Annotated in this window: 21 protein-coding genes; 20 read left to right on the top strand and 1 reads right to left on the bottom strand. The window is 68.4% G+C overall.

Translation table 11 applies throughout. From position 1 onward, the window contains the following. Positions 1 to 4: 4 nt before the first annotated feature. From ccoO to map, 12 genes are all read left to right on the top strand, one after another. Positions 5 to 835 (top strand): cytochrome-c oxidase, cbb3-type subunit II, encoded by an 831-nt coding sequence (gene ccoO / locus ACGRVM_RS05235; RefSeq protein WP_377167982.1) that lies wholly within the window; start codon positions 5 to 7, stop codon positions 833 to 835. A gap of 13 nt (positions 836 to 848) precedes the next feature. Further along, complete coding sequence (locus tag ACGRVM_RS05230; protein WP_377167984.1) at positions 849 to 1,076, top strand: cbb3-type cytochrome c oxidase subunit 3; 228 nt, start codon at positions 849 to 851, stop codon at positions 1,074 to 1,076. Further along, complete coding sequence (gene ccoP, locus ACGRVM_RS05225; RefSeq protein ID WP_377167986.1) at positions 1,069 to 2,082, top strand: cytochrome-c oxidase, cbb3-type subunit III; 1,014 nt, start codon at positions 1,069 to 1,071, stop codon at positions 2,080 to 2,082. The genes ACGRVM_RS05230 and ccoP overlap by 8 nt, the downstream gene beginning before the upstream one ends. A 151-nt stretch (positions 2,083 to 2,233) precedes the next feature. Continuing rightward, positions 2,234 to 3,955, top strand: a complete 1,722-nt coding sequence (ccoG, locus tag ACGRVM_RS05220) for a cytochrome c oxidase accessory protein CcoG (protein WP_377167988.1) — start codon at positions 2,234 to 2,236, stop codon at positions 3,953 to 3,955. Continuing rightward, positions 3,955 to 4,431 (top strand): FixH family protein, encoded by a 477-nt coding sequence (locus ACGRVM_RS05215; RefSeq protein ID WP_377167990.1) that lies wholly within the window; start codon positions 3,955 to 3,957, stop codon positions 4,429 to 4,431. The genes ccoG and ACGRVM_RS05215 overlap by 1 nt, the downstream gene beginning before the upstream one ends. Next, positions 4,428 to 6,542 carry a heavy metal translocating P-type ATPase gene (locus ACGRVM_RS05210; protein ID WP_377167992.1) on the top strand — a complete coding sequence of 705 codons (2,115 nt, stop codon included), beginning with the start codon at positions 4,428 to 4,430 and terminating at the stop codon, positions 6,540 to 6,542. The genes ACGRVM_RS05215 and ACGRVM_RS05210 overlap by 4 nt, the downstream gene beginning before the upstream one ends. Beyond that, the gene (gene ccoS, locus ACGRVM_RS05205; RefSeq protein WP_377167994.1) at positions 6,539 to 6,733 is read left to right on the top strand and encodes a cbb3-type cytochrome oxidase assembly protein CcoS; all 195 of its coding nucleotides are present in this window, start codon (positions 6,539 to 6,541) and stop codon (positions 6,731 to 6,733) included. The genes ACGRVM_RS05210 and ccoS overlap by 4 nt, the downstream gene beginning before the upstream one ends. Before the next feature lie 3 nt (positions 6,734 to 6,736). Beyond that, a complete protein-coding gene (locus ACGRVM_RS05200; RefSeq protein WP_377167996.1) occupies positions 6,737 to 6,931 on the top strand; it encodes a hypothetical protein in 195 nt (64 codons plus the stop codon). 152 nt (positions 6,932 to 7,083) lie between these two features. Beyond that, on the top strand, positions 7,084 to 7,803 hold the full coding sequence (locus ACGRVM_RS05195; RefSeq protein WP_377167998.1) for a competence/damage-inducible protein A: 720 nt from the start codon (positions 7,084 to 7,086) through the stop codon (positions 7,801 to 7,803). Next, complete coding sequence (locus ACGRVM_RS05190; RefSeq protein ID WP_377168000.1) at positions 7,800 to 8,540, top strand: GNAT family N-acetyltransferase; 741 nt, start codon at positions 7,800 to 7,802, stop codon at positions 8,538 to 8,540. The genes ACGRVM_RS05195 and ACGRVM_RS05190 overlap by 4 nt, the downstream gene beginning before the upstream one ends. Continuing rightward, on the top strand, positions 8,537 to 9,514 hold the full coding sequence (locus ACGRVM_RS05185; protein WP_377168002.1) for an OmpA family protein: 978 nt from the start codon (positions 8,537 to 8,539) through the stop codon (positions 9,512 to 9,514). The genes ACGRVM_RS05190 and ACGRVM_RS05185 overlap by 4 nt, the downstream gene beginning before the upstream one ends. 78 nt (positions 9,515 to 9,592) lie before the next feature. Next, entirely contained in the window at positions 9,593 to 10,471 is an 879-nt protein-coding gene (gene map / locus ACGRVM_RS05180) for a type I methionyl aminopeptidase (protein WP_377168004.1), read from the top strand. Between the two features lie 21 nt (positions 10,472 to 10,492). Here the strand turns inward: map and ACGRVM_RS05175 are convergent, their stop codons facing one another. After that, positions 10,493 to 11,707 carry a BaiN/RdsA family NAD(P)/FAD-dependent oxidoreductase gene (locus tag ACGRVM_RS05175; RefSeq protein ID WP_377168006.1) on the bottom strand — a complete coding sequence of 405 codons (1,215 nt, stop codon included), beginning with the start codon at positions 11,705 to 11,707 and terminating at the stop codon, positions 10,493 to 10,495. A gap of 127 nt (positions 11,708 to 11,834) precedes the next feature. On the opposite strand from ACGRVM_RS05175, the gene ACGRVM_RS05170 reads away from it, so the two are divergent. The 8 genes from ACGRVM_RS05170 to ACGRVM_RS05135 all read left to right on the top strand — a co-directional run bounded on the left by ACGRVM_RS05170 (position 11,835) and on the right by ACGRVM_RS05135 (position 18,739). Further along, a complete protein-coding gene (locus tag ACGRVM_RS05170; RefSeq protein ID WP_377168008.1) occupies positions 11,835 to 12,362 on the top strand; it encodes a redoxin domain-containing protein in 528 nt (175 codons plus the stop codon). 128 nt (positions 12,363 to 12,490) lie between these two features. Continuing rightward, on the top strand, positions 12,491 to 13,657 hold the full coding sequence (ftsW, locus tag ACGRVM_RS05165; RefSeq protein ID WP_377168010.1) for a putative lipid II flippase FtsW: 1,167 nt from the start codon (positions 12,491 to 12,493) through the stop codon (positions 13,655 to 13,657). After that, positions 13,654 to 14,757, top strand: coding sequence for a UDP-N-acetylglucosamine--N-acetylmuramyl-(pentapeptide) pyrophosphoryl-undecaprenol N-acetylglucosamine transferase (locus tag ACGRVM_RS05160; protein ID WP_377168012.1), 1,104 nt, complete (start codon positions 13,654 to 13,656; stop codon positions 14,755 to 14,757). Before ftsW ends, ACGRVM_RS05160 begins: the two co-directional genes overlap by 4 nt. Next, a complete protein-coding gene (gene murC, locus ACGRVM_RS05155) occupies positions 14,758 to 16,173 on the top strand; it encodes a UDP-N-acetylmuramate--L-alanine ligase (protein ID WP_377168014.1) in 1,416 nt (471 codons plus the stop codon). 4 nt (positions 16,174 to 16,177) lie between these two features. Beyond that, on the top strand, positions 16,178 to 16,477 hold the full coding sequence (locus ACGRVM_RS05150) for a DUF2484 family protein (protein ID WP_377168016.1): 300 nt from the start codon (positions 16,178 to 16,180) through the stop codon (positions 16,475 to 16,477). Continuing rightward, on the top strand, positions 16,474 to 16,788 hold the full coding sequence (locus tag ACGRVM_RS05145) for a hypothetical protein (protein ID WP_377168018.1): 315 nt from the start codon (positions 16,474 to 16,476) through the stop codon (positions 16,786 to 16,788). The genes ACGRVM_RS05150 and ACGRVM_RS05145 overlap by 4 nt, the downstream gene beginning before the upstream one ends. Positions 16,789 to 16,796: 8 nt before the next feature. Further along, on the top strand, positions 16,797 to 17,774 hold the full coding sequence (murB, locus tag ACGRVM_RS05140) for a UDP-N-acetylmuramate dehydrogenase (RefSeq protein ID WP_377168020.1): 978 nt from the start codon (positions 16,797 to 16,799) through the stop codon (positions 17,772 to 17,774). Between the two features lie 44 nt (positions 17,775 to 17,818). Next, a complete protein-coding gene (locus ACGRVM_RS05135) occupies positions 17,819 to 18,739 on the top strand; it encodes a D-alanine--D-alanine ligase (RefSeq protein ID WP_377168022.1) in 921 nt (306 codons plus the stop codon).

The raw sequence follows: 18,739 nt of genomic DNA, 5'->3' as shown, positions 1-18,739 counted from the left end.
AGCAATGACAAAAGATCCCAAGAGCCCCGGCTACGACCCCAAGGACGACCCCAAGGTCGCAACCGCGGGCGACATTCCGGGCGACATCCCGAACGAGCTTCCGCCGGAGACGCAGACGATCACCTTCCACCAGCGGCTCGAGCGCAACGCGACCCTGCTGCTGGCGGCGAGCTTCGCCGTGGTCACGGTCGGCGGCATCGTCGAGATCGCGCCGCTCTTCTGGCTCGAGAACACGATCGAGGAAGTGGAGGGCATGCGCCCCTATTCCCCGCTCGAGCTGGCCGGGCGCGAAATCTACATCCGAGAAGGCTGCTACGTGTGCCACAGCCAGATGATCCGCCCCATGCGGGACGAGGTCGAGCGCTACGGTCATTACAGCCTGGCGGCGGAATCGATGTACGACCATCCGTTCCAGTGGGGCTCGAAGCGCACGGGGCCAGATCTCGCGCGCGTCGGCGGGCGCTACAGCGACGAGTGGCATGTCGACCACCTGATGGACCCGCAATCGGTCGTGCCCGAAAGCGTGATGCCGAAATACGCCTTCCTGGCCGCGACGCGGCTCGAGGGCGAGCATATCGAGGACCTGGTCGCCACGCACCGCATGGTGGGCGTGCCCTATACCGACGAGATGGTCGAGATGGCCTCCGCGGACTTCCATGTGCAGACCGATCCCGATGGCGATTGGGACGCGATGGTCGAGCGCTATCCGGGCGCGCAGGTGCGCAATTTCGACGGCCAGCCCGGCACGTCCGAGATGGATGCGCTGATCGCCTATCTTCAGATGCTCGGCACGCTGGTCGATTTCTCGACCTTCACGCCCGACGCAAGCCGCTGAGAGGAGACGAGCGATGGAAACCTACACCTTCCTGCGCCAGCTCGCCGATAGCTGGGTGCTCTTGATCCTGACGCTGATCTTCCTCGGCGTCATCTTCTGGGCCTTCCGGCCCGGCTCGCGGCCCCTGCACGACGACGCGGCAGCGGTGCCCTTCCGCAATGACGACGCCCGGCCCGGACAGCACAGAAACGCGCCCGCCATGGCTGCGGCGCAATCCGAGAAAGGAAATGGTCATGTCTGATGACAAGCGCATAGACCAGGAAACGGGCACCGAAACGACGGGCCACAGCTGGGACGGCATCGAGGAGCTGAACACGCCCCTGCCGCGCTGGTGGCTCTGGACCTTCTACGCCACGATCGTCTGGGGGATCATCTACACGATCCTCTATCCCGCGTGGCCGCTTGTTTCGGGCACCACGCGCGGCGTGCTCGAATGGTCGACGCGCAGCCTCGTGGCCGAGCAGATCGAGGCGGTGAATCTCGCCAATGCCGAGCTGAACGAGAGCCTCGTGAATGTCGATCTGGGCGTTCTACCCGAGAACGAGAACCTCCACCGCTATGCCATCTCGGCGGGTGCCTCGGTCTTCGCCAACAACTGCTCGCAATGCCACGGGGCAGGCGCGGCGGGCGTGCAGGCGGCGGGTTATCCGAACCTTCTGGACGACGATTGGCTCTGGGGCGGCACGCTGACCGACATCGCCTACACGGTGCGCCACGGCATCCGCAACGAGGACGATCCCGATGCGCGCTGGTCGCAGATGCCGGCCTTCGGCGATCTGCTCGAGAAGGACGAGATCGCGGCGCTCACCGCTCATGTGCGCAGCTATTCGGGCCTTGCCGAGGGCAGCGAGGAGGGCGAGCAGCTTTATCTCGACAATTGCGCGTCCTGCCATGGCGATAACGGCATGGGCATGCGCGAGATGGGCGCGCCCAACCTGACGGATGCCATCTGGCTCTATGGCGGCACCGAAGAGGCGGTGACCGAGACGATCACCCACTCGCGCTTCGGCGTGATGCCGCCCTGGGGCGAGCGCCTCGGCGAAGAGGATGTGCGCGCGGTCGCAGCTTACGTCCACAGCCGCGGCGGCGGCGAGGATCAGGTGGCCGACACCATGAGCGAGGCCGAGGCCGAAGAGGCCGCATCGGTCCCCGAGGCGAGCTATCCGGCCTCCGCCGAGGAGACGCCGACCGAAGCGGGCGAGCCCGCGGTCGAGGCCGAGGGCGATCCCGAGGCCGCGACGGAATGACGCGGCCCGGCGTCCCGGCGCCGGACCCTGCATGCAAAGGCCGACCGCCGCGCGCCCGTCAATCGGCGCGCGGCGGTTGATCCATCTCAAGGCGGCGCATCGCGCGCTGGCCGAAAAGAGCGGCAAGGCACGAGAATCAAAGGCAATACCCATGTCCGACAATCCCCCGCTTTTCGCCGCACAGGAGCCGATCTTTCCGCGCCGAGTGTCCGGCTTCTTCCGCCGTCTCAAGTGGTGGATCATGGCGGTCACGCTGGGCATCTATTACCTCGTTCCGTGGATCCGCTGGGACCGTGGCCCGAACCTGCCCGATCAGGCGGTGCTGGTCGATCTGGCCTCGCGGCGCTTCTATTTCTTCTGGATCGAGATCTGGCCCCACGAATTCTATTTCGTCGCGGGCCTTCTCATCATGGCGGGGCTGGGCCTTTTCCTCTTCACCTCCGCGCTGGGCCGCGTCTGGTGCGGCTACGCCTGTCCGCAGACCGTCTGGACCGATCTTTTCCTGCTGGTCGAGCGCTGGATCGAGGGCGACCGCAACGCGCGCCTTCGCCTCTGGAAGGCGCCCTGGGGTTTCACCAAATGGCGCTTGAGGCTGACGAAATGGATCGTCTGGCTGCTGATCGCGGTCGCCACGGGCGGCGCTTGGGTCTTCTACTTCGCCGACGCGCCGACGCTGGCGCGCGCGCTGGTCTCCTTCGAGGCGCCGGCCGTCGCCTACATCACCATCGGCATCCTGACCGCGACGACCTTCGTCTTCGGCGGCTTCATGCGCGAGCAGGTCTGCATCTACATGTGCCCCTGGCCGCGCATCCAGGGCGCGATGATGGACGAGGGCACGCTGACCGTGGGCTACCGCGACTGGCGCGGAGAGCCGCGCGGCAAGGGCGGCGCCAAGCGTCAGGCCGTGGCCGAGTCCGTCGGCGGCGCCCAGAAGGTGCGCTACGGCAAGGGCGCGGCCAAGATCGACGAGATGGACAAGGACCACGCCGCACCGCGCCTGTCGCGCACCGGCGAGGAGCTGGGCGATTGCATCGACTGCATGGCCTGCGTGAACGTCTGCCCGATGGGCATCGACATCCGCGAGGGACAGCAGATGGAATGCATCACCTGCGCGCTCTGCATCGACGCCTGCGACGAGGTGATGGCCAAGATCGGCCGCCCGCGCGGCCTGATCGACTATCTCGCGCTCGATGACCGCCCGCCGGTCCTGCCGGGCGAGCATGCGCCGGTGCGCGAGATGGGCAGCGAGGCCTTGGACGAGGGCGCCGAGACCGGCGTTCCCGCGCCGACAGCCGCCGCGCGGGGCGATCTGTCCTCGGACGGCACGGCGACCGCCTCCGTGGCCGGCGCCGCCGCGCCCGCGCCGAACGCCGCCGATGCGCCCTTCATCACGCCGCACAGCCGCGACTGGCGGCCCAAGCCCGTCTGGAAGCACATCCTGCGCCCGCGCACGATGGTCTACACCTTCCTCTGGGCGCTGATCGGCTTCGGGCTCCTTTTCGCGCTCTTCATCCGCTCGGATGTGGAGCTGACGGTCGCGCCCGTGCGCAATCCGACCTTCGTGACCATGTCGGACGGCACGATCCGCAACGCCTACGATATCCGCCTGCGCAACAAGCATGGCGAGGCGCGCGATTTCCAACTGTCGCTGAGCGAGGCGGGCGGCCTCGCGCTTCAACTGGAGGGGCTCGACGGGACGACCGTCGAAGTGCCCGCCGATGCGACGATGCTGCAACGCGTCTATGTGCTCGCCGGTCCGGACGATCCGGCGGCGGAGGCCGAGCGCAGTGAATTCCGCTTCTGGGTCGAGGATACGGCCTCGGGCGAGCGGGCCTATCGTGACACCATTTTCAACGGCAAGGAGAGCATGTGATGAGCGCAGTGGACATCGAAACCGGGCGTCGATTGAAGGGCTGGCACGTGCTGGCGATGTTCGTCGGCGGCTTCAGCATCATCATTTCGGTCAACCTGCTGCTGGCCTTCAGCGCGGTGCGCACCTTCCCCGGGCTCGAGACCGAGAGCTCCTACGTGGCGAGCCAGACCTTCGATGACGACCGCGCGGCGCAGGATGCGCTGGGCTGGGATGTGGGCCTCGCGCTCCAGGACGGGATGCTCGTGCTGGACATCATCGGCCCCGAGGGTGCGCCCGTCCGGCCCGAGATCGTCTCGGCCACGTTGGGACGCGCCACCAGCGTCGCGGAGGACCGCACGCCCGATTTCGCGTGGACCGGCAGCGCGCTCGCCGCGCCGGTCGATCTCGCGCCCGGCAACTGGAACCTGCGCGTCGAGCTTCTGGCCGAGGACGGCACGGCGTTCCGCCGCCGCATTCCGCTCGTGGTGCCGAGATGACCTCTCTCGCCGCCTGCCCGGCCTGCAACGTCGCCCCCTCGGCGGCGCAGACGGCCCAGGATGCCTCGGGGGAGGTGCTGCACCTGTCCCTGCCGGGCATCACCTGCGCCGCCTGCATCGCCGGGGTCGAGCGCACGCTGTCGGGCGTGCCGGGCCTGCGCGCCGCGCGGGTCAATCTGGGCCGCCGCCGGGTGCGCATCGTGACCGCGCCGGGCGTCGGCGCAGCCCCGGCGATGGCCGCGCTCGAAGCCGCCGGCTTCGAGGCGCATGAGCTCGACGATGCGGTGATCGCGCGCGACACGGACGATCCCGGACGCGCGCTTCTGGCGCGCATCGCCGTCTCGGGTTTCGCCATGATGAACGTCATGGCCCTCTCGGTCGCCGTCTGGTCGGGTGCGAGCGCCACGACCGAGGCGATGTTCCACTGGATTTCGGCGGCGATCTCGCTGCCGGCGCTGGCCTTCTCGGCGGTGCCCTTCTTTGCCTCGGCGGCCTCGGCCCTGAAGGTGGGGCGCGTCAACATGGACGTGCCCATCGCCATCGCCATCCTCCTTGCCTGCGTCACCTCGCTGCACGAGACGATCTATAGCGCGGGCGCCGACACCTGGTTCGAAGCGGCGCTGTCGCTCACGTTCTTCCTGCTGGCGGGCCGTTATCTCGAGCACCGCGCCCGCGCCACCGCGCGCTCGGCCGCGGCCGAGCTGACCGCGCTCGAAGTCGCGCGCGCCACGCTGATCGAGGGCGCCAGCCGCCGCTCCATCGCCGTGGCCGAGATCGCGCCCGGCGATCTCATCGCGCTCTCGGCGGGCGCGCGCGCGCCGGTCGACGGCATCGCCGAGGGCGCCGCCACGCTCGACCGCTCGGCCCTCACGGGCGAGTCGGCCCCGGTCCGCATCGCGGCGGGCGAGCCGATCTGCGCGGGCGAGAGCATTCTGGACGCGCCCGTCACCCTGCGTGCCACGGCCCGCGCCGAGGACAGCGCGCTGCGCCGCCTCGCCGCGCTGGTCGAAGTGGCCGAGACCGGGCGCCACCGCTATTCGGGCATCGCCGACCGCGCCGCGCGCCTATATGCGCCGCTGGTCCATGGCCTCGCAGCGGTCGCCTTCGCGGGTTGGTATTATGCGACGGGCGACATGCATCTCTCGGTCGGGATCGCGACGGCGGTTCTCATCATCACCTGCCCCTGTGCGCTGGGTCTCGCCGTGCCCGCCGTCACCGCGTCGATGACCGGGCGGCTCTTTCGCGGCGGCGTTCTGCTCAAGTCCGAAACCGCGCTCGAGCGGCTGGCCGATGTCGATTGCGTGCTTCTCGACAAGACCGGCACGCTGACCCAGGGCACGCCCGCGCTGCCCGAATTGTCCGACCACGCGGCGGGCGTCGCGCTGGCGCTCGCGCGCGGCTCGGACCATCCCGTATCGCGCGCCATCGCGGCCGCGCTGAGGGGGCGCGAGGCGGCCGAGGTCGAGGATATTCGCGAGATCGCGGGCGAGGGCGTGCGCGGCACATGGAAAGGCGCACCGGTATCGCTTTCGCGCGGCGAGGGCGGCACCGAGCTGAGGCTCGGCGGCGACATCATTCCGCTGCCCATGACCGAGGCGCTGCGCCCCGGCGCGGCCGAGATGGTCGCGGCGCTGGGCGCTGCGGGTTACGAGGTGCGTATGCTGTCGGGCGACCGGCCCGAGGCGGCCGAGGCGCTGGCGCGCACGCTTGGCATCACTCATGTCCATGCCGCCATGCGCCCCGAAGGCAAGGCCGCCCTCGTCGAGGAGCTGAGCGCCGAAGGGCGCCGCGTTCTGATGGTGGGCGACGGGCTCAACGACACCGCCGCGCTGGCGGCGGCGCATGTCTCGCTCGCCCCGGCCTCGGCGCTCGATGCAGCGCGGGTGGCATCGGACGGGCTGATCCTCGCCAGCGATCTCGGCTCGATCCCGGAGGCCTTGCGGGCCGCGCGCATCGCATTGTCGCGCATCCGCCAGAATCTCGTGATCTCGGCGGGCTACAATGTCATCGTCATCCCGATCGCGCTGGCGGGCTTCGCCTCGCCGCTCGCCGCGGCGATGGCGATGTCGATCTCTTCCATCACAGTCGTCATGAATGCGGTGCGCCGATGAATATCCTGATCGTTCTCATTCCCGTCTCGGTCTTTCTGGGCGCGCTTGGCCTCGGCGCCTGCATCTGGACGCTGCGGCACGGCCAGTACGAGGATCTGGAAGGCGATGCCGCGCGTTTGCTTCTGGACGAGGGCGACGCGCCCCGCCCCGAACGGGGCGCGAAGGCCGGGTTCAACCACGAGAAGGAGTGACGCATGGCCCCGAGTTACCTGACAAGATCGCGCATGGCATGGGCGGCGATCTGCATGATCGTGCTTGGCTTCGCCCTGAAATTCGTCGGCACCGCGCTCGGCCTGCCGACATGGCTGGTCCCTGTCGGCTATTTCCTCGCGCTCGCGGGCGCGGGCCTGCTGTTCGTGGGCTGGCTGATATGGAAGGAGCGGCGCTGACGCCTCATCGGACGGCGAAGACGCGCAAGGCGGCGAAAGCGGTGTTTGAAACCGCGCGGAGCGGGGCCTATACCAAGGCATGAGGGCCCGGCACCGCTGTGGTCCGACAAGCCACTCACGCAGAGCCGCGCCAGCCGATCCGAGGAGACCAGATGCCCAATCCCACCGCCGCGATGCTCGTCATCGGAGACGAGATCCTGTCCGGCCGCACGCATGACAGCAACACGCATTATCTTGCGGGCGTTCTGACCAAGGCGGGGATCGACCTGCGCGAGGCGCGCGTCGTGGGCGATCATGCCCCCACCATCGTCTCGGCGATCCAGACGCTGGCGGGGCGTTACGATCATGTCTTCACCTCGGGCGGCATCGGTCCCACGCATGACGATATCACCGCCGATGCGGTCGCGCAGGCCATGGGCCGCAGCATCGACGTGCGCGCGGATGCGCGCGCGCTTCTCGAGGCGCATTACCAGAAGGCGGGGATCGAGCTGAACGAAGCGCGGCTGCGCATGGCCCGCATCCCCGATGGCGCGACGCTGATCGATAACCCGGTCAGCGCGGCGCCCGGCTTTGTCCTCGGAAACGTGCATGTGATGGCGGGCGTTCCCAGCATTTTCAAGGCGATGGTCGCCTCGGTCGTCCCCACGCTGACCGGCGGCGCGCCGATGCTGTCGCGCAGTCTCGATGTGCATCGCGGGGAGGGCGACATCGCGGCGCCCCTCGCGGAACTTGCGGCGCGCTATCCCACGCTCAGTTTCGGCTCCTATCCCTTCCAGCGGCAGGGCGCCTATGGCAGCAACATCGTCGCGCGCGGGCAGGACGTGGCGGCGCTCGATGCCGCGCTGGCCGAGATGCAGGAGCGTTTCGGATGACACGCCCCTTGCCGGATGCGGCACGGCTCTACGAGGTGATCGAGGCGACATGGCCGCCCGCCGCCCGCTGGACCGAAGGGGCGTGGACGCTCCGCGACGGGCAGGGCGGGGGCAAGCGCGTCTCGGCCGCGACCGCGAATGGAGATGTCGCCAAGTCGGATCTGCCCGTGGCCGAGGCCGCCATGCGCAAGATGGGGCAAGCGCCGCTTTTCATGCTCCGCGCGGGCGAGGAGGCGCTCGACGCGCTGCTGGCGGGCGCGGGCTATGCTGTCGTCGATCCGGTCAATATCCACGCCATCCGGCTCGCGGACCTGCATCTGCCCGCGCCCGAGCGCCTTGCCGCCTTTCATCTGTGGGAACCGCTGGCGATCCAGTGCGACATCTGGGCCGCGGGCGGCATCGGCCCCGCGCGGATCGAGGTGATGCGCCGCGCCGCCGGACCCAAGACGGCGCTTCTGGGCCGTCTGGACGGTCGCGCGGTGGCAACGGGCTTTGCCGCGATCCACGAGGGCACGGCGATGGTGCATGCGCTCGAAGTCTTGCCCGAGGCGCAGAGGCGCGGCGTGGGCCGCACGCTCATGGCCGAGGCCGCCCGCTGGGCGCGCGCAGAAGGGGCCGAGACGCTTTCGGTGATCTGCACCGCCGCGAATGCCGCCGCCAATGCGCTTTATTCCGGGATCGGCATGGCGCATCTGGGCCGCTACCATTACCGCCAGCATCGAGGCTCGGCCTCATGAGGGCGCGCGCGCTGATGGCGGCGGCTCTGCTGGGCCTCGGCGCCCCGCTCGGCGCGCAGGAGCTGCGCCTGCCGACCACCGCCGAAATGGCGCGCGAGCTTCATGACGATCGCGGCACCTTCGCCGTGCCGGTCGGCCCCTGGAAGGATGGCCGGATCGAGACGCAGCCCGCCGAGGGCGGTCTGACGCGGCAGGCATGGCGGGTGAGCGGCACGTCCCTCACGACGCTGCAGCTGATGAACCAGTTGGCCGGGCAATTGGCCGAACAGGGGTTCGAGACGCTCTTTCGCTGCGAGGATGCGGCCTGCGGCGGTTTCGATTTCCGCTTCGCCCTGCCGGTGCTGCCGCCGCCCGAGATGTTCGTCGATCTCTTCGATTACCGCTTCCTGTCGGCGCGCATGGGCAGCGGGGACGCGGCGCGCTACGTGACGCTCCTCGTCAGCCGCTCGGGCGCGGCGAGCTATGTGCAGATCACGCGGATCGGCCTCGGCGAAGGCACACCCGAGGAAGCGAAGGAAAACGGCGAGGCCGCTCCGCCGCAGATCGCGCCGCCCGACCCCGCGCCCGAGACGGGCGAGGAGGGCGCCGCCGCGCCCGATGCGCTCATCGCGCGGCTGCGGAGCGAGGGGCATGTCGTGCTGCCCGATCTCGATTTCGCCACCGGCGCGGCGGCGCTGGGTGAGGGGCCTTTCGCCTCGCTCGCGGCGCTTGCGGACTTTCTGGGGGCCGATCCCACGCGGCGCATCGCGCTGGTGGGCCATACCGACACGGTGGGCGGCTACGAGGGCAATCTCGCGCTCTCGCGCCGCCGCGCCGAGGCGGTCATGCAACGCCTGCGCGAGATCCACGGCGTGCCCGCCGCGCAGATGGAAGCAGAGGGCATCGCCTATCTCGCCCCCGTCGCGCCCAATACGCAAGCCGCCGGGCGCGAGCGCAACCGGCGCGTGGAGGCGGTGCTGCTCTCGGGCGATTGATCCGGCCCCCGGCTCTGGCCCTTTCGGCGCGATAGCACTAAGTAGGGCGCGACCAAGGGAATTTCACGAGGCCCCGACATGCAGACGAAGCACAGCGGACGCACGACCCGGCACGGCATCCGCATCCATGAGGCGGCCGATTTCGACGGCATGCGCAAGGCGGGCGCGCTCGCCGCGCGCATCCTCGATGAGATCGCACCGCACGTGGTTCCGGGCCAGGGCACGGGCGCGATCGACGCGATGATCGAGGACATGGTGAGCGAGGCGGGCGCGACCTCGGCCACGATCGGCTACAAGGGCTATCGCCATGCGAGCTGCATCAGCGTCAATCACGTCGTCTGCCACGGCATTCCCGGCGCGCCGATCCCCAAGCTGACCACGGTCAGCAAGGATCTGGAGAAGCGGCGCAAGGACGACACGCTCAAGGACGGCGATATCCTCAACGTGGATGTGACGGTCGTCGTGGACGGCTGGTTCGGCGACACGAGCCGGATGTATGTCGCGGGCCGCGCCAAGCCGCGCGCGCAGCGCCTGATCCAGGTCACGCATGATGCGCTGATGAAGGGGATCGAGGCGGTGCGCCCCGGTAACACGTTCGGCGATATCGGCCACGCCATTCAGGCCTATGCCGAAGCGCATCGCATGTCGGTGGTGCGCGACTTCTGCGGTCACGGCCTCGGGCGCGTCTTTCACGCGCCGCCCAATGTGGTGCATTTCGGAACGCCCGGATCAGGGCCGAAACTCGAGGAAGGCATGTTCTTCACCATCGAGCCGATGCTCAACCTCGGAAACTACCAGACGGAGACGCTGTCGGACGACTGGACTGCCGTCACGCGCGACAAGTCGCTCTCGGCCCAGTTCGAGCACTCGGTGGGCGTCACCGCCGATGGCGCCGAGATCTTCACCCTCTCGCCAGGCGGGCGCTTTCATCCGACGCAGCCGGACGCCTGGAGCTGAGCGGTCCGCCGCCGAGTATTTTCACCAAGATGAAGACGGGCGCGGCGCACCGAGGCGCGCGCTGATCGCCTGGCCGGCGGCGACGCCCGAGGCCCAGGCCCATTGAAAATTGTAGCCCCCGAGCCAGCCCGTGACGTCGAGCGCCTCGCCGATGGCGTAGAGCCCCGGCTGGCTGCGCGCCTCCATCGTCTTCGAGGCGATGCCGTCCGTGTCGATCCCGCCCAGCGTCACCTCGGCGGTGCGGTAGCCCTCGGTGCCGCCCGGCGTCAATTGCCAGTCGCGCAGCGCGGCGCATAGCGTGGCCAGCCGCGCGTCGTTCTGATCGGCGAGATTGCCCTCAAGGGGCATGCCGAGCTGCTCGGGCAGGGCGGCGACGAGGCGCGCGGGCAGATGGCGCGCAAGTTCGGTCGTCAGCTTGTGGCGGCCCGAGGCGGTGCGCTGCGCGCGCAGCGTCTCGTAAAGGCGGCCCTCGGGGTCGAGATCGAGCGCGATGGGCGTGCCCTCGCTCCAATAGGAGGAGATCTGGAGCATCGCGGGCCCCGAAAGGCCACGATGGGTGAAGAGCATCGCCTCGTCGAAGGTCGCGCCGCCCGCCGCCGCGCGCACGGGCAGGGCGGTGCCCGAAAGTGCGGCGAAACGGCCCTCGGGGAAGGTGAAGGGCACGAGGCCCGCGCGGGTCGGCGTCACCTTCAGGCCGAACCGGCGCGCGATGTCGTAGGCGATGCCGGTCGCGCCCATCTTGGGGATCGACTTGCCGCCCGTCGCCAGAACGAGGTTGCGCGCCGTAATGTCCTGCGTCCGCCCTTCGCGCGAGAGCGTCACGCGAAAAGCGCTTCCATCATGCGAAATCTCGCCGATCTCGGTGCGCAGCCACAGCTCCGAGCCCGCGCGGGTCATCTCGGCGCGCAGCATGGTGATGATGTCCTTGGCGGTCACGTCGCAGAAGAGCTGGCCCAGCGTCTTTTCGTGCCATGCGATGTTGTGCGCATCTACCAGCGCGACGAAATCCCAGGGCGAATAGCGCCCGAGCGCGGATTTGCAGAAATGCGGATTGCCGGAGAGGAAATTCGCGGGCTCGGTGTGTATATTGGTGAAGTTGCAGCGCCCGCCGCCAGAGATGCGGATCTTCTCGCCCGGCGCCTTGGCATGGTCGATCACGAGCGTTCGGCCCGCCGCCCGCGCCGCGCACATCATGCCGGCGGCCCCGGCGCCGAGGATCAGCGTATCGAATTGCATGCCGCGTGCCCTGCCCGAGGAATGCGGCGCGGTCAAGATCGCGTGAGGGCGCGGCGCTGCGGCTTGTGGTCCGGGGCAGGGCGGGACCAGGTGTCGGCGAGGATGCGAACGCGAAAGGAGAGACGACATGAAGACGCTCGATGCAGGACAGGAATTTCCACGTCAGCAGGTCGCACGGCTCGGCGGCGACACGCTCACGCTCGGGGCGCCGGCAGAGGGCCGGGACTGGCAGATGATCGTGGTCTATCGCGGGCTCCATTGCCCGATCTGCAAGAGCTATCTGAAAAAGCTCGAAGAGGTGAAAGGCGCGTTTCACGAGATCGGCGTCGATGTGGTGACCGTCTCGGGCGATCCCGAGGAGAAGGCGCTCGCGATGGCCGAAGAGACCGGCTCGAGCGTTCCGATGGGCTACGGTCTCGACATCGCGCAGATGCGCGCTCTCGGCCTTTTCGTGTCGGACCCGCGCAGTCCCGAGGAGACGGACAGGCCCTTCCCCGAGCCGGGCCTTTTCGTGGTCAATGCTGAGGGCAGGCTCCAGATCGTCGATATCTCGAACGCGCCTTTCGCGCGGCCCGATCTGGGCGGCCTCGCCAAGGGCCTCGCCTTCGTGCGCGAGAAGGGCTATCCGATCCGCGGCACGCATGCCGCCGCCTGAACGCCGCGCCGGCCCGCAGCCTTGGCGGGCCGGCTCAAACGAGGCTTTCCTCAAGACCGCATTGCTGCTAGACTAGGCGGATAGACCCCGTAAAGGGGCGATGTTCGAGGCACGAGGCGGCAGCTCAGATGACAGAGATGGTCTACGGATCGGCACCCGTGCGGGATGTCGAGCCGATCCTTCCCAAGTGGTGGCGGACGATCGACAAATGGTCGATGTCATGCGTGCTGATGCTCTTCTGCATCGGCCTTCTGCTCGGCTTTGCGGCCTCGCCGCCTTTGGCCGAGAAGAACGGCTTCGCCCCTTTCCATTACGTCCAGCGGCAGATGTTCTTCGGCGGGCTGGCGATGGTGGCGATGCTGCTGACATCCATGATGTCGCCGCTTCTGGTGCGCCGTCTCGCCGTCATCGGCTTTCTTGTCTCGCTTCTGGCGCTGATGATGCTGCCCGTCCTCGGCACGGATTTCGGCAAGGGCGCGGTGCGCTGGTATTCGCTCGGCTTCGCGTCGATCCAGCCTTCGGAATTCCTCAAGCCCGGTTTCGTCGTCGTCGCCGCATGGATGATGGCGGCGAGCCGAGAGATCGGCGGGCCTCCGGGTCTGAGCTGGTCCTTCATCCTCACGATCATCATCGTCGCCTTTCTCGCGCTTCAGCCCGATTTCGGGCAGGCCTCGCTCGTTCTCTTCGCCTGGGGCGTGATGTATTTCATCGCGGGCGCGCCGATCCTGCTGCTCGGTCTCATGGCCGGCGCGGTCGTGATGGTTGGCACGCTCGCCTATTCCAACTCCGAGCATTTCGCGCGCCGCATCGACGGGTTCCTGTCGCCGGACGTGGACCCGACGACGCAGCTCGGCTTCGCCACCAACGCCATTCAGGAGGGCGGCTTCTTCGGGGTCGGTGTGGGCGAGGGGACCGTGAAATGGTCGCTGCCCGACGCGCATACCGATTTCATTATCGCCGTCGCCGCCGAGGAATACGGCCTTGTTCTGGTGCTGTGCATCCTCGCGCTCTACGGCACGGTGGTCGTGCGCTCGCTCCTGCGGTTGATGCGCGAGCGCGATCCCTTCATCCGCCTCGCCGGCACCGGCCTTGCCTGCATCTTCGGCGTTCAGGCCATGATCAACATGGGCGTCGCGGTGCGCCTGCTGCCTGCCAAGGGCATGACGCTGCCCTTCGTCAGCTATGGCGGCTCGTCGCTGATCGCGGGGGGCATCGCTGTCGGCATGCTTTTCGCCTTCACCCGCTCGCGCCCCCAGGGCGAGATCGGAGACATCCTGCGAGGGCGCGCGCGATGAGCCGTCGCCAGCCTCTCATCGTGATGGCCGCCGGCGGCACCGGCGGGCACATGTTCCCAGCGCAATCGCTGGCCGAGCACATGCTGCGCGAGGGCTGGCGCGTCAAGCTGAGCACCGATGCGCGCGGCGCGCGCTACACCGGCGGTTTTCCCCATACGACCCGGATCGAGCAGATCGCCAGCGCCAGCTTCGCGCGGGGCGGTGTTGTGGCCAAGATCGCGGCCCCCTTGCGCATCGCGGGCGGCGTGATCGCGGCCATGTGGCGCATGATCCGCGACCGGCCCGATGTGGTGATCGGCTTCGGCGGCTATCCGACGATCCCGGCTCTCGCGGCGGCGTGGATCCTGCGCATTCCGCGCGCCGTGCACGAGCAGAACGGCGTTCTGGGACGCGTGAACCGCGCCTTCGCTTCCCGCGTCGATGCCGTGGCCTGCGGCACCTGGCCCACCGATCTGCCCGAAGGGATCGAGGGCTATCACGTCGGCAATCCGGTGCGCGGCGCCGTGGCCGAGCGCGCGGGCGCAGGCTATATCCCGCCGGGCGACTACCCCATGTCGATCCTCGTGATCGGCGGCAGCCAGGGCGCGCGCATCCTGTCGGACGTGGTGCCGCCCGCCATCGCCAGCCTGCCGATGGCGATCCTGCGCAACATCCGCGTGTCGCATCAGGCCCGCGCCGAGGATCTCGAGCGCGTCGGCGCCTATTACGCGGAGAACGGCATCGACGCCGACGTTCAGGAATTCTTCCGCGACGTGCCCGCCCGGATGAGCGAGGCGCAGCTCGTCATCAGCCGCGCCGGCGCGTCGAGCATCGCCGATCTGTCGGTCATCGGGCGCCCGTCGATCCTCATCCCCTATGCCGCGGCGGCGGGCGATCATCAGACCGCCAATGCCAAGGGTTTGAAAGAGGCGGGCGCGGCCATTATCGTGCCCGAGAGCCGTCTCGATCACACCGCGCTCGCGCAGCAGATCGAAACGGTGATGACCCATCCCGACGGCGCGGCCCAGATGGCGCAGGCGGCCCTCGGATGCGGCATTCCGGACGCGACCCTCCAGCTTGCGCAGCTGGTCGAACACATCGCTCAGAAAGGCAAAGGCTAAATGAACGCAGCCACGAAACTTCCCGGCGATGTCGGCCCCATTCATTTCGTCGGCATCGGCGGCATCGGCATGTCGGGCATCGCGGAGGTGCTTCTGAATCACGGCTATGTCGTGCAGGGCTCCGATCTCAAGCGCACGCCGTTGACCGACCGGCTCGAGGCCAATGGCGCGCTGATCTTCGAAGGCCAGCGCGCGGAAAATCTCGAGGATGCGGAGGTCGTCGTGATTTCCTCGGCGATCAAGCCGGGCAATCCCGAACTGGACGAGGCGCGCCGCCGGGGTCTTCCCGTTGTGCGCCGCGCCGAGATGCTGGCCGAGCTGATGCGCCTCAAGTCGAACATCGCCGTGGCCGGAACGCATGGCAAGACGACGACGACCACGATGGTCGCCGCGCTGCTCGATCACGGGCAATTCGATCCCACGGTCGTGAATGGCGGCGTGATCCACGCCTATGGCAGCAATGCGCGCGTCGGTGGCGGCGAGTGGATGGTGGTCGAGGCCGACGAGAGCGACGGCACCTTCAACCGGCTGCCCGCGACCATCGCCATCGTGACCAATATCGACCCCGAGCATATGGAGCATTGGGGCACCGTCGCCGCGCTCCACAAGGGGTTCGAGGATTTCGTCAGCAATATCCCCTTCTACGGCCTCGCGGTCTGCTGCACCGACGATGTCGATGTGCAGACGCTGGTGGGCAAGATCACCGACCGGCGCGTCGTGACCTACGGCTTCAATGCGCAGGCCGACGTGCGTGCGGTGAACCTGCGCTATGCCCGCGGGATCGCGCATTTCGACATCGCGCTTCAGGCCGAGGGCAAGATGATCGAGGGCTGCACCCTGCCCATGCCGGGCGATCACAATGTCTCGAACGCGCTGAGCGCCGTGGCCGTCGCGCGTCATCTGGGCATGAAGACCGCCGAGATCCGCGATGCGCTGGCCAGCTTCGGCGGCGTCAATCGCCGCTTCACCCGCGTGGGCGAGGTGGACGGCGTGACCATCATCGACGATTACGGCCACCACCCGACCGAGATTTCGGCGGTGCTGAAGGCCGCGCGCCACGCGACCGAGGGCCGCGTGATCGCCGTGCATCAGCCGCATCGCTTCACGCGCCTGCACCATCATTTCGAGGAATTCTGCGCCTGCTTCAACGAGGCCGACGTCGTGGCCATCGCGCCCGTCTATGCGGCGGGAGAGGACCCGATCGAGGGCGCGACGCGCGAGGATCTGGTGGCGGGCCTCAGAGACCGTGGCCACCGCGATGCGCATGCCATCGAGGGCGAGGAGGATCTGGCCCGTCTCGTGCGCGCCCGTGCGCGGCCGGGCGACATGGTGGTCTGCCTCGGGGCGGGCACCATCAGCGGCTGGGCCAATCGCCTGCCAGACGCGCTCAGAGAGACGGAAATGCAGGAAGGATAGCCCCATGCCCACGTCGCTGATACTGGCCTGCCTCTGGGCTCTTTCCGCCAACATCCTGGCGATGACCCCGAGCCGTGACCGGCATTGGCGCGCGGCTTACGGGCTGATCGCGGTAGGCATTCCCATCGTCGGCTACGTGACGTGGCAGACCGGGCCTTTCATGGGCTTCATCTGCCTCTTGGCGGCGGTCTCGATCCTGCGCTGGCCGGTGGTCTATCTGTGGCGCTGGCTGCGGGGCGACAAGGCGGGCGGCGCCGCGTCCGAAATGACGCCCGAGATGACCCCCGAACTGGCCGAGAAGTGACCGGCGGCACGGCATATGTCGGAACGGCACTCCTTCTCGGACTGCCTCCCGTTCTCGCGTTCGGCGCGATCGCGGCCTTCTGCGTCGGCGCGGGCGTCTTTCACGGGGTCGCGATGCGCCGCAGCAGCCACGCGGTGCTGATCGGCTGGGGCGTTTGCGGCCTCGCCATCATGGCGCTGGCCTGGGCCGCGTTCAGCATCGACGCGGGGCGGGCGGCGGCGATCTTCACCGGGCTCATCCTGCCGATCTGGCTCGCGGGCGGCCTTCTCGGGCTGATCGTCGGGCTGATCCGGCGCGCGGCGCGCAAATGAGCGGTGCGATGCCCAAAACGCGCGGGCGCCTCACGCCGCAGCGCAGCCTTGCGGATCTGACCTGGCTACGCGTGGGCGGGCCTGCCGATTGGCTCTTTCAGCCCGCCGACGAGGCGGATCTGGCCGCGTTCCTCGCGGATCTCGATCCGTCCATTCCGGTTTTTCCCATGGGCGTGGGCAGCAATCTCATCGTGCGGGACGGGGGGCTGCGCGCGGTGGTGATCCGGCTGGGCCGAGGCTTCAACGCCATTGAAATCGATGGGCGCGAAGTGACGGCGGGCGCCGCCGCGCTCGATGCGCATGTGGCGCGCCGGGCCGCCGAGGCGGGGATCGACCTCACGTTCCTGCGCACCATTCCAGGCGCCATCGGCGGCGCGCTGCGCATGAATGCGGGCTGCTATGGCACCTACACGGCGGATGCCTTCGTCTCGGCCCGCGCCGTCACACGCCGGGGCGAGATCGTCACGCTGAGCGCGGAGGATCTGAACTTTCGCTACCGCCAGACCGATCTGCCGGAAGGCTGGGTCCTGATTTCCGGCACCTTCACCGGCCCTGAGTGCGATCCCGAGGCGCTCGCCGCCAAGATGGACGCGCAGATCGAGAAGCGCGACGAGACGCAGCCCACCAAGGAGCGCACCGCCGGAAGCACCTTCCGCAATCCGGCCGGATACAGCAGCACGGGGCAGGCGGACGATGTGCACGATCTCAAGGCCTGGAAGGTGATCGACGAGGCCGGCATGCGCGGCGCGCGGCGCGGCGGCGCGCAGATGAGCCCGATGCATTCGAACTTTCTCGTGAATACCGGGGGCGCGACAGCGGCCGATCTCGAGGGGCTGGGCGAAGATGTCAGAAAAAAGGTTTTTCAAACCAGCGCAATAGAGTTAGAGTGGGAAATCATGAGGGTCGGCGAGCCGGCCCCCGCGGGTCAGGCCCCCGCGACGGATACGAAAAAAAGACCAGTAAAACAGAATCTTAAAGGTTCGTAATAACAAGCAGGGTCGCAAAAGGCCCGGGACATTGAGGCAGATCGGTGGTTCGTTCGAGCAGAACAAACCCCAAGGTTGCGGTACTGATGGGCGGCATGTCGGCGGAGCGCGACGTGTCCCTCTCGAGCGGGCGCGAATGCGCCGCCGCGCTGCGGGACGAGGGCTATGACGTCGTCGAGGTGGACGCTGGCGCGGACCTCGCGCAAAAGCTGTCCGACATCTCCCCAGACATCGCCTTCAACGCCCTGCATGGCCGCTTGGGCGAAGATGGCTGCGTGCAGGGCCTCCTGGAATGGCTGCGCATCCCCTACACGCACTCGGGCGTTTTGTCCTCGGCGCTCGCCATGGACAAGGAGGCGACCAAGGCCGCCTACCGCGCCGCAGGGCTGCCCGTGGTGCCCAGCATCATCGCGCGCCGCGACGATGTGCGCGCGGCCCATCCGATGGCGCCGCCCTATGTCGTGAAGCCTTACAACGAAGGCTCTTCGGTCGGCGTCTATATCGTGCACGAGGCCGCCAACGGGCCCGCGCAGCTTTCGGACGACATGCCCGAGCGGGTGATGGTCGAGGCGTATGCGCCGGGCCGCGAGCTCACGACCACGGTTGTCGGCGACCGCGCGCTGACGGTGACGGATATACTCACCGATGGTTGGTATGACTATTCGGCGAAATACGAAATCGGCGGCTCGCGCCATGTCGTGCCGGCCGAGATCCCGCAAGACATCTTCGATCTGTGCATGGACTACGCGCTCCGCGCGCATGAGGTGCTCGGCTGCCGGGGCGTGAGCCGCACCGATTTCCGTTGGGACGAGAGCAAGGGGACGGAGGGCCTCATCCTGCTCGAGACGAACACGCAGCCGGGCATGACGCCCACCTCGCTCAGCCCCGAGCAGGCGCAGGCGGCGGGCATGAGCTTCGGCGCTCTCTGCCGCTGGATGGTGGAGGATGCATCATGCGACAGGTAG

Origin of the sequence: Roseovarius aquimarinus, assembly GCF_043661195.1 — a bacterium.
In the GTDB taxonomy this organism is placed as follows: domain Bacteria; phylum Pseudomonadota; class Alphaproteobacteria; order Rhodobacterales; family Rhodobacteraceae; genus Roseovarius; species Roseovarius aquimarinus.
The sequence above is the reverse complement of the archived record's forward strand: the minus strand, read 5'-3'. Positions and strand labels throughout refer to the sequence as shown.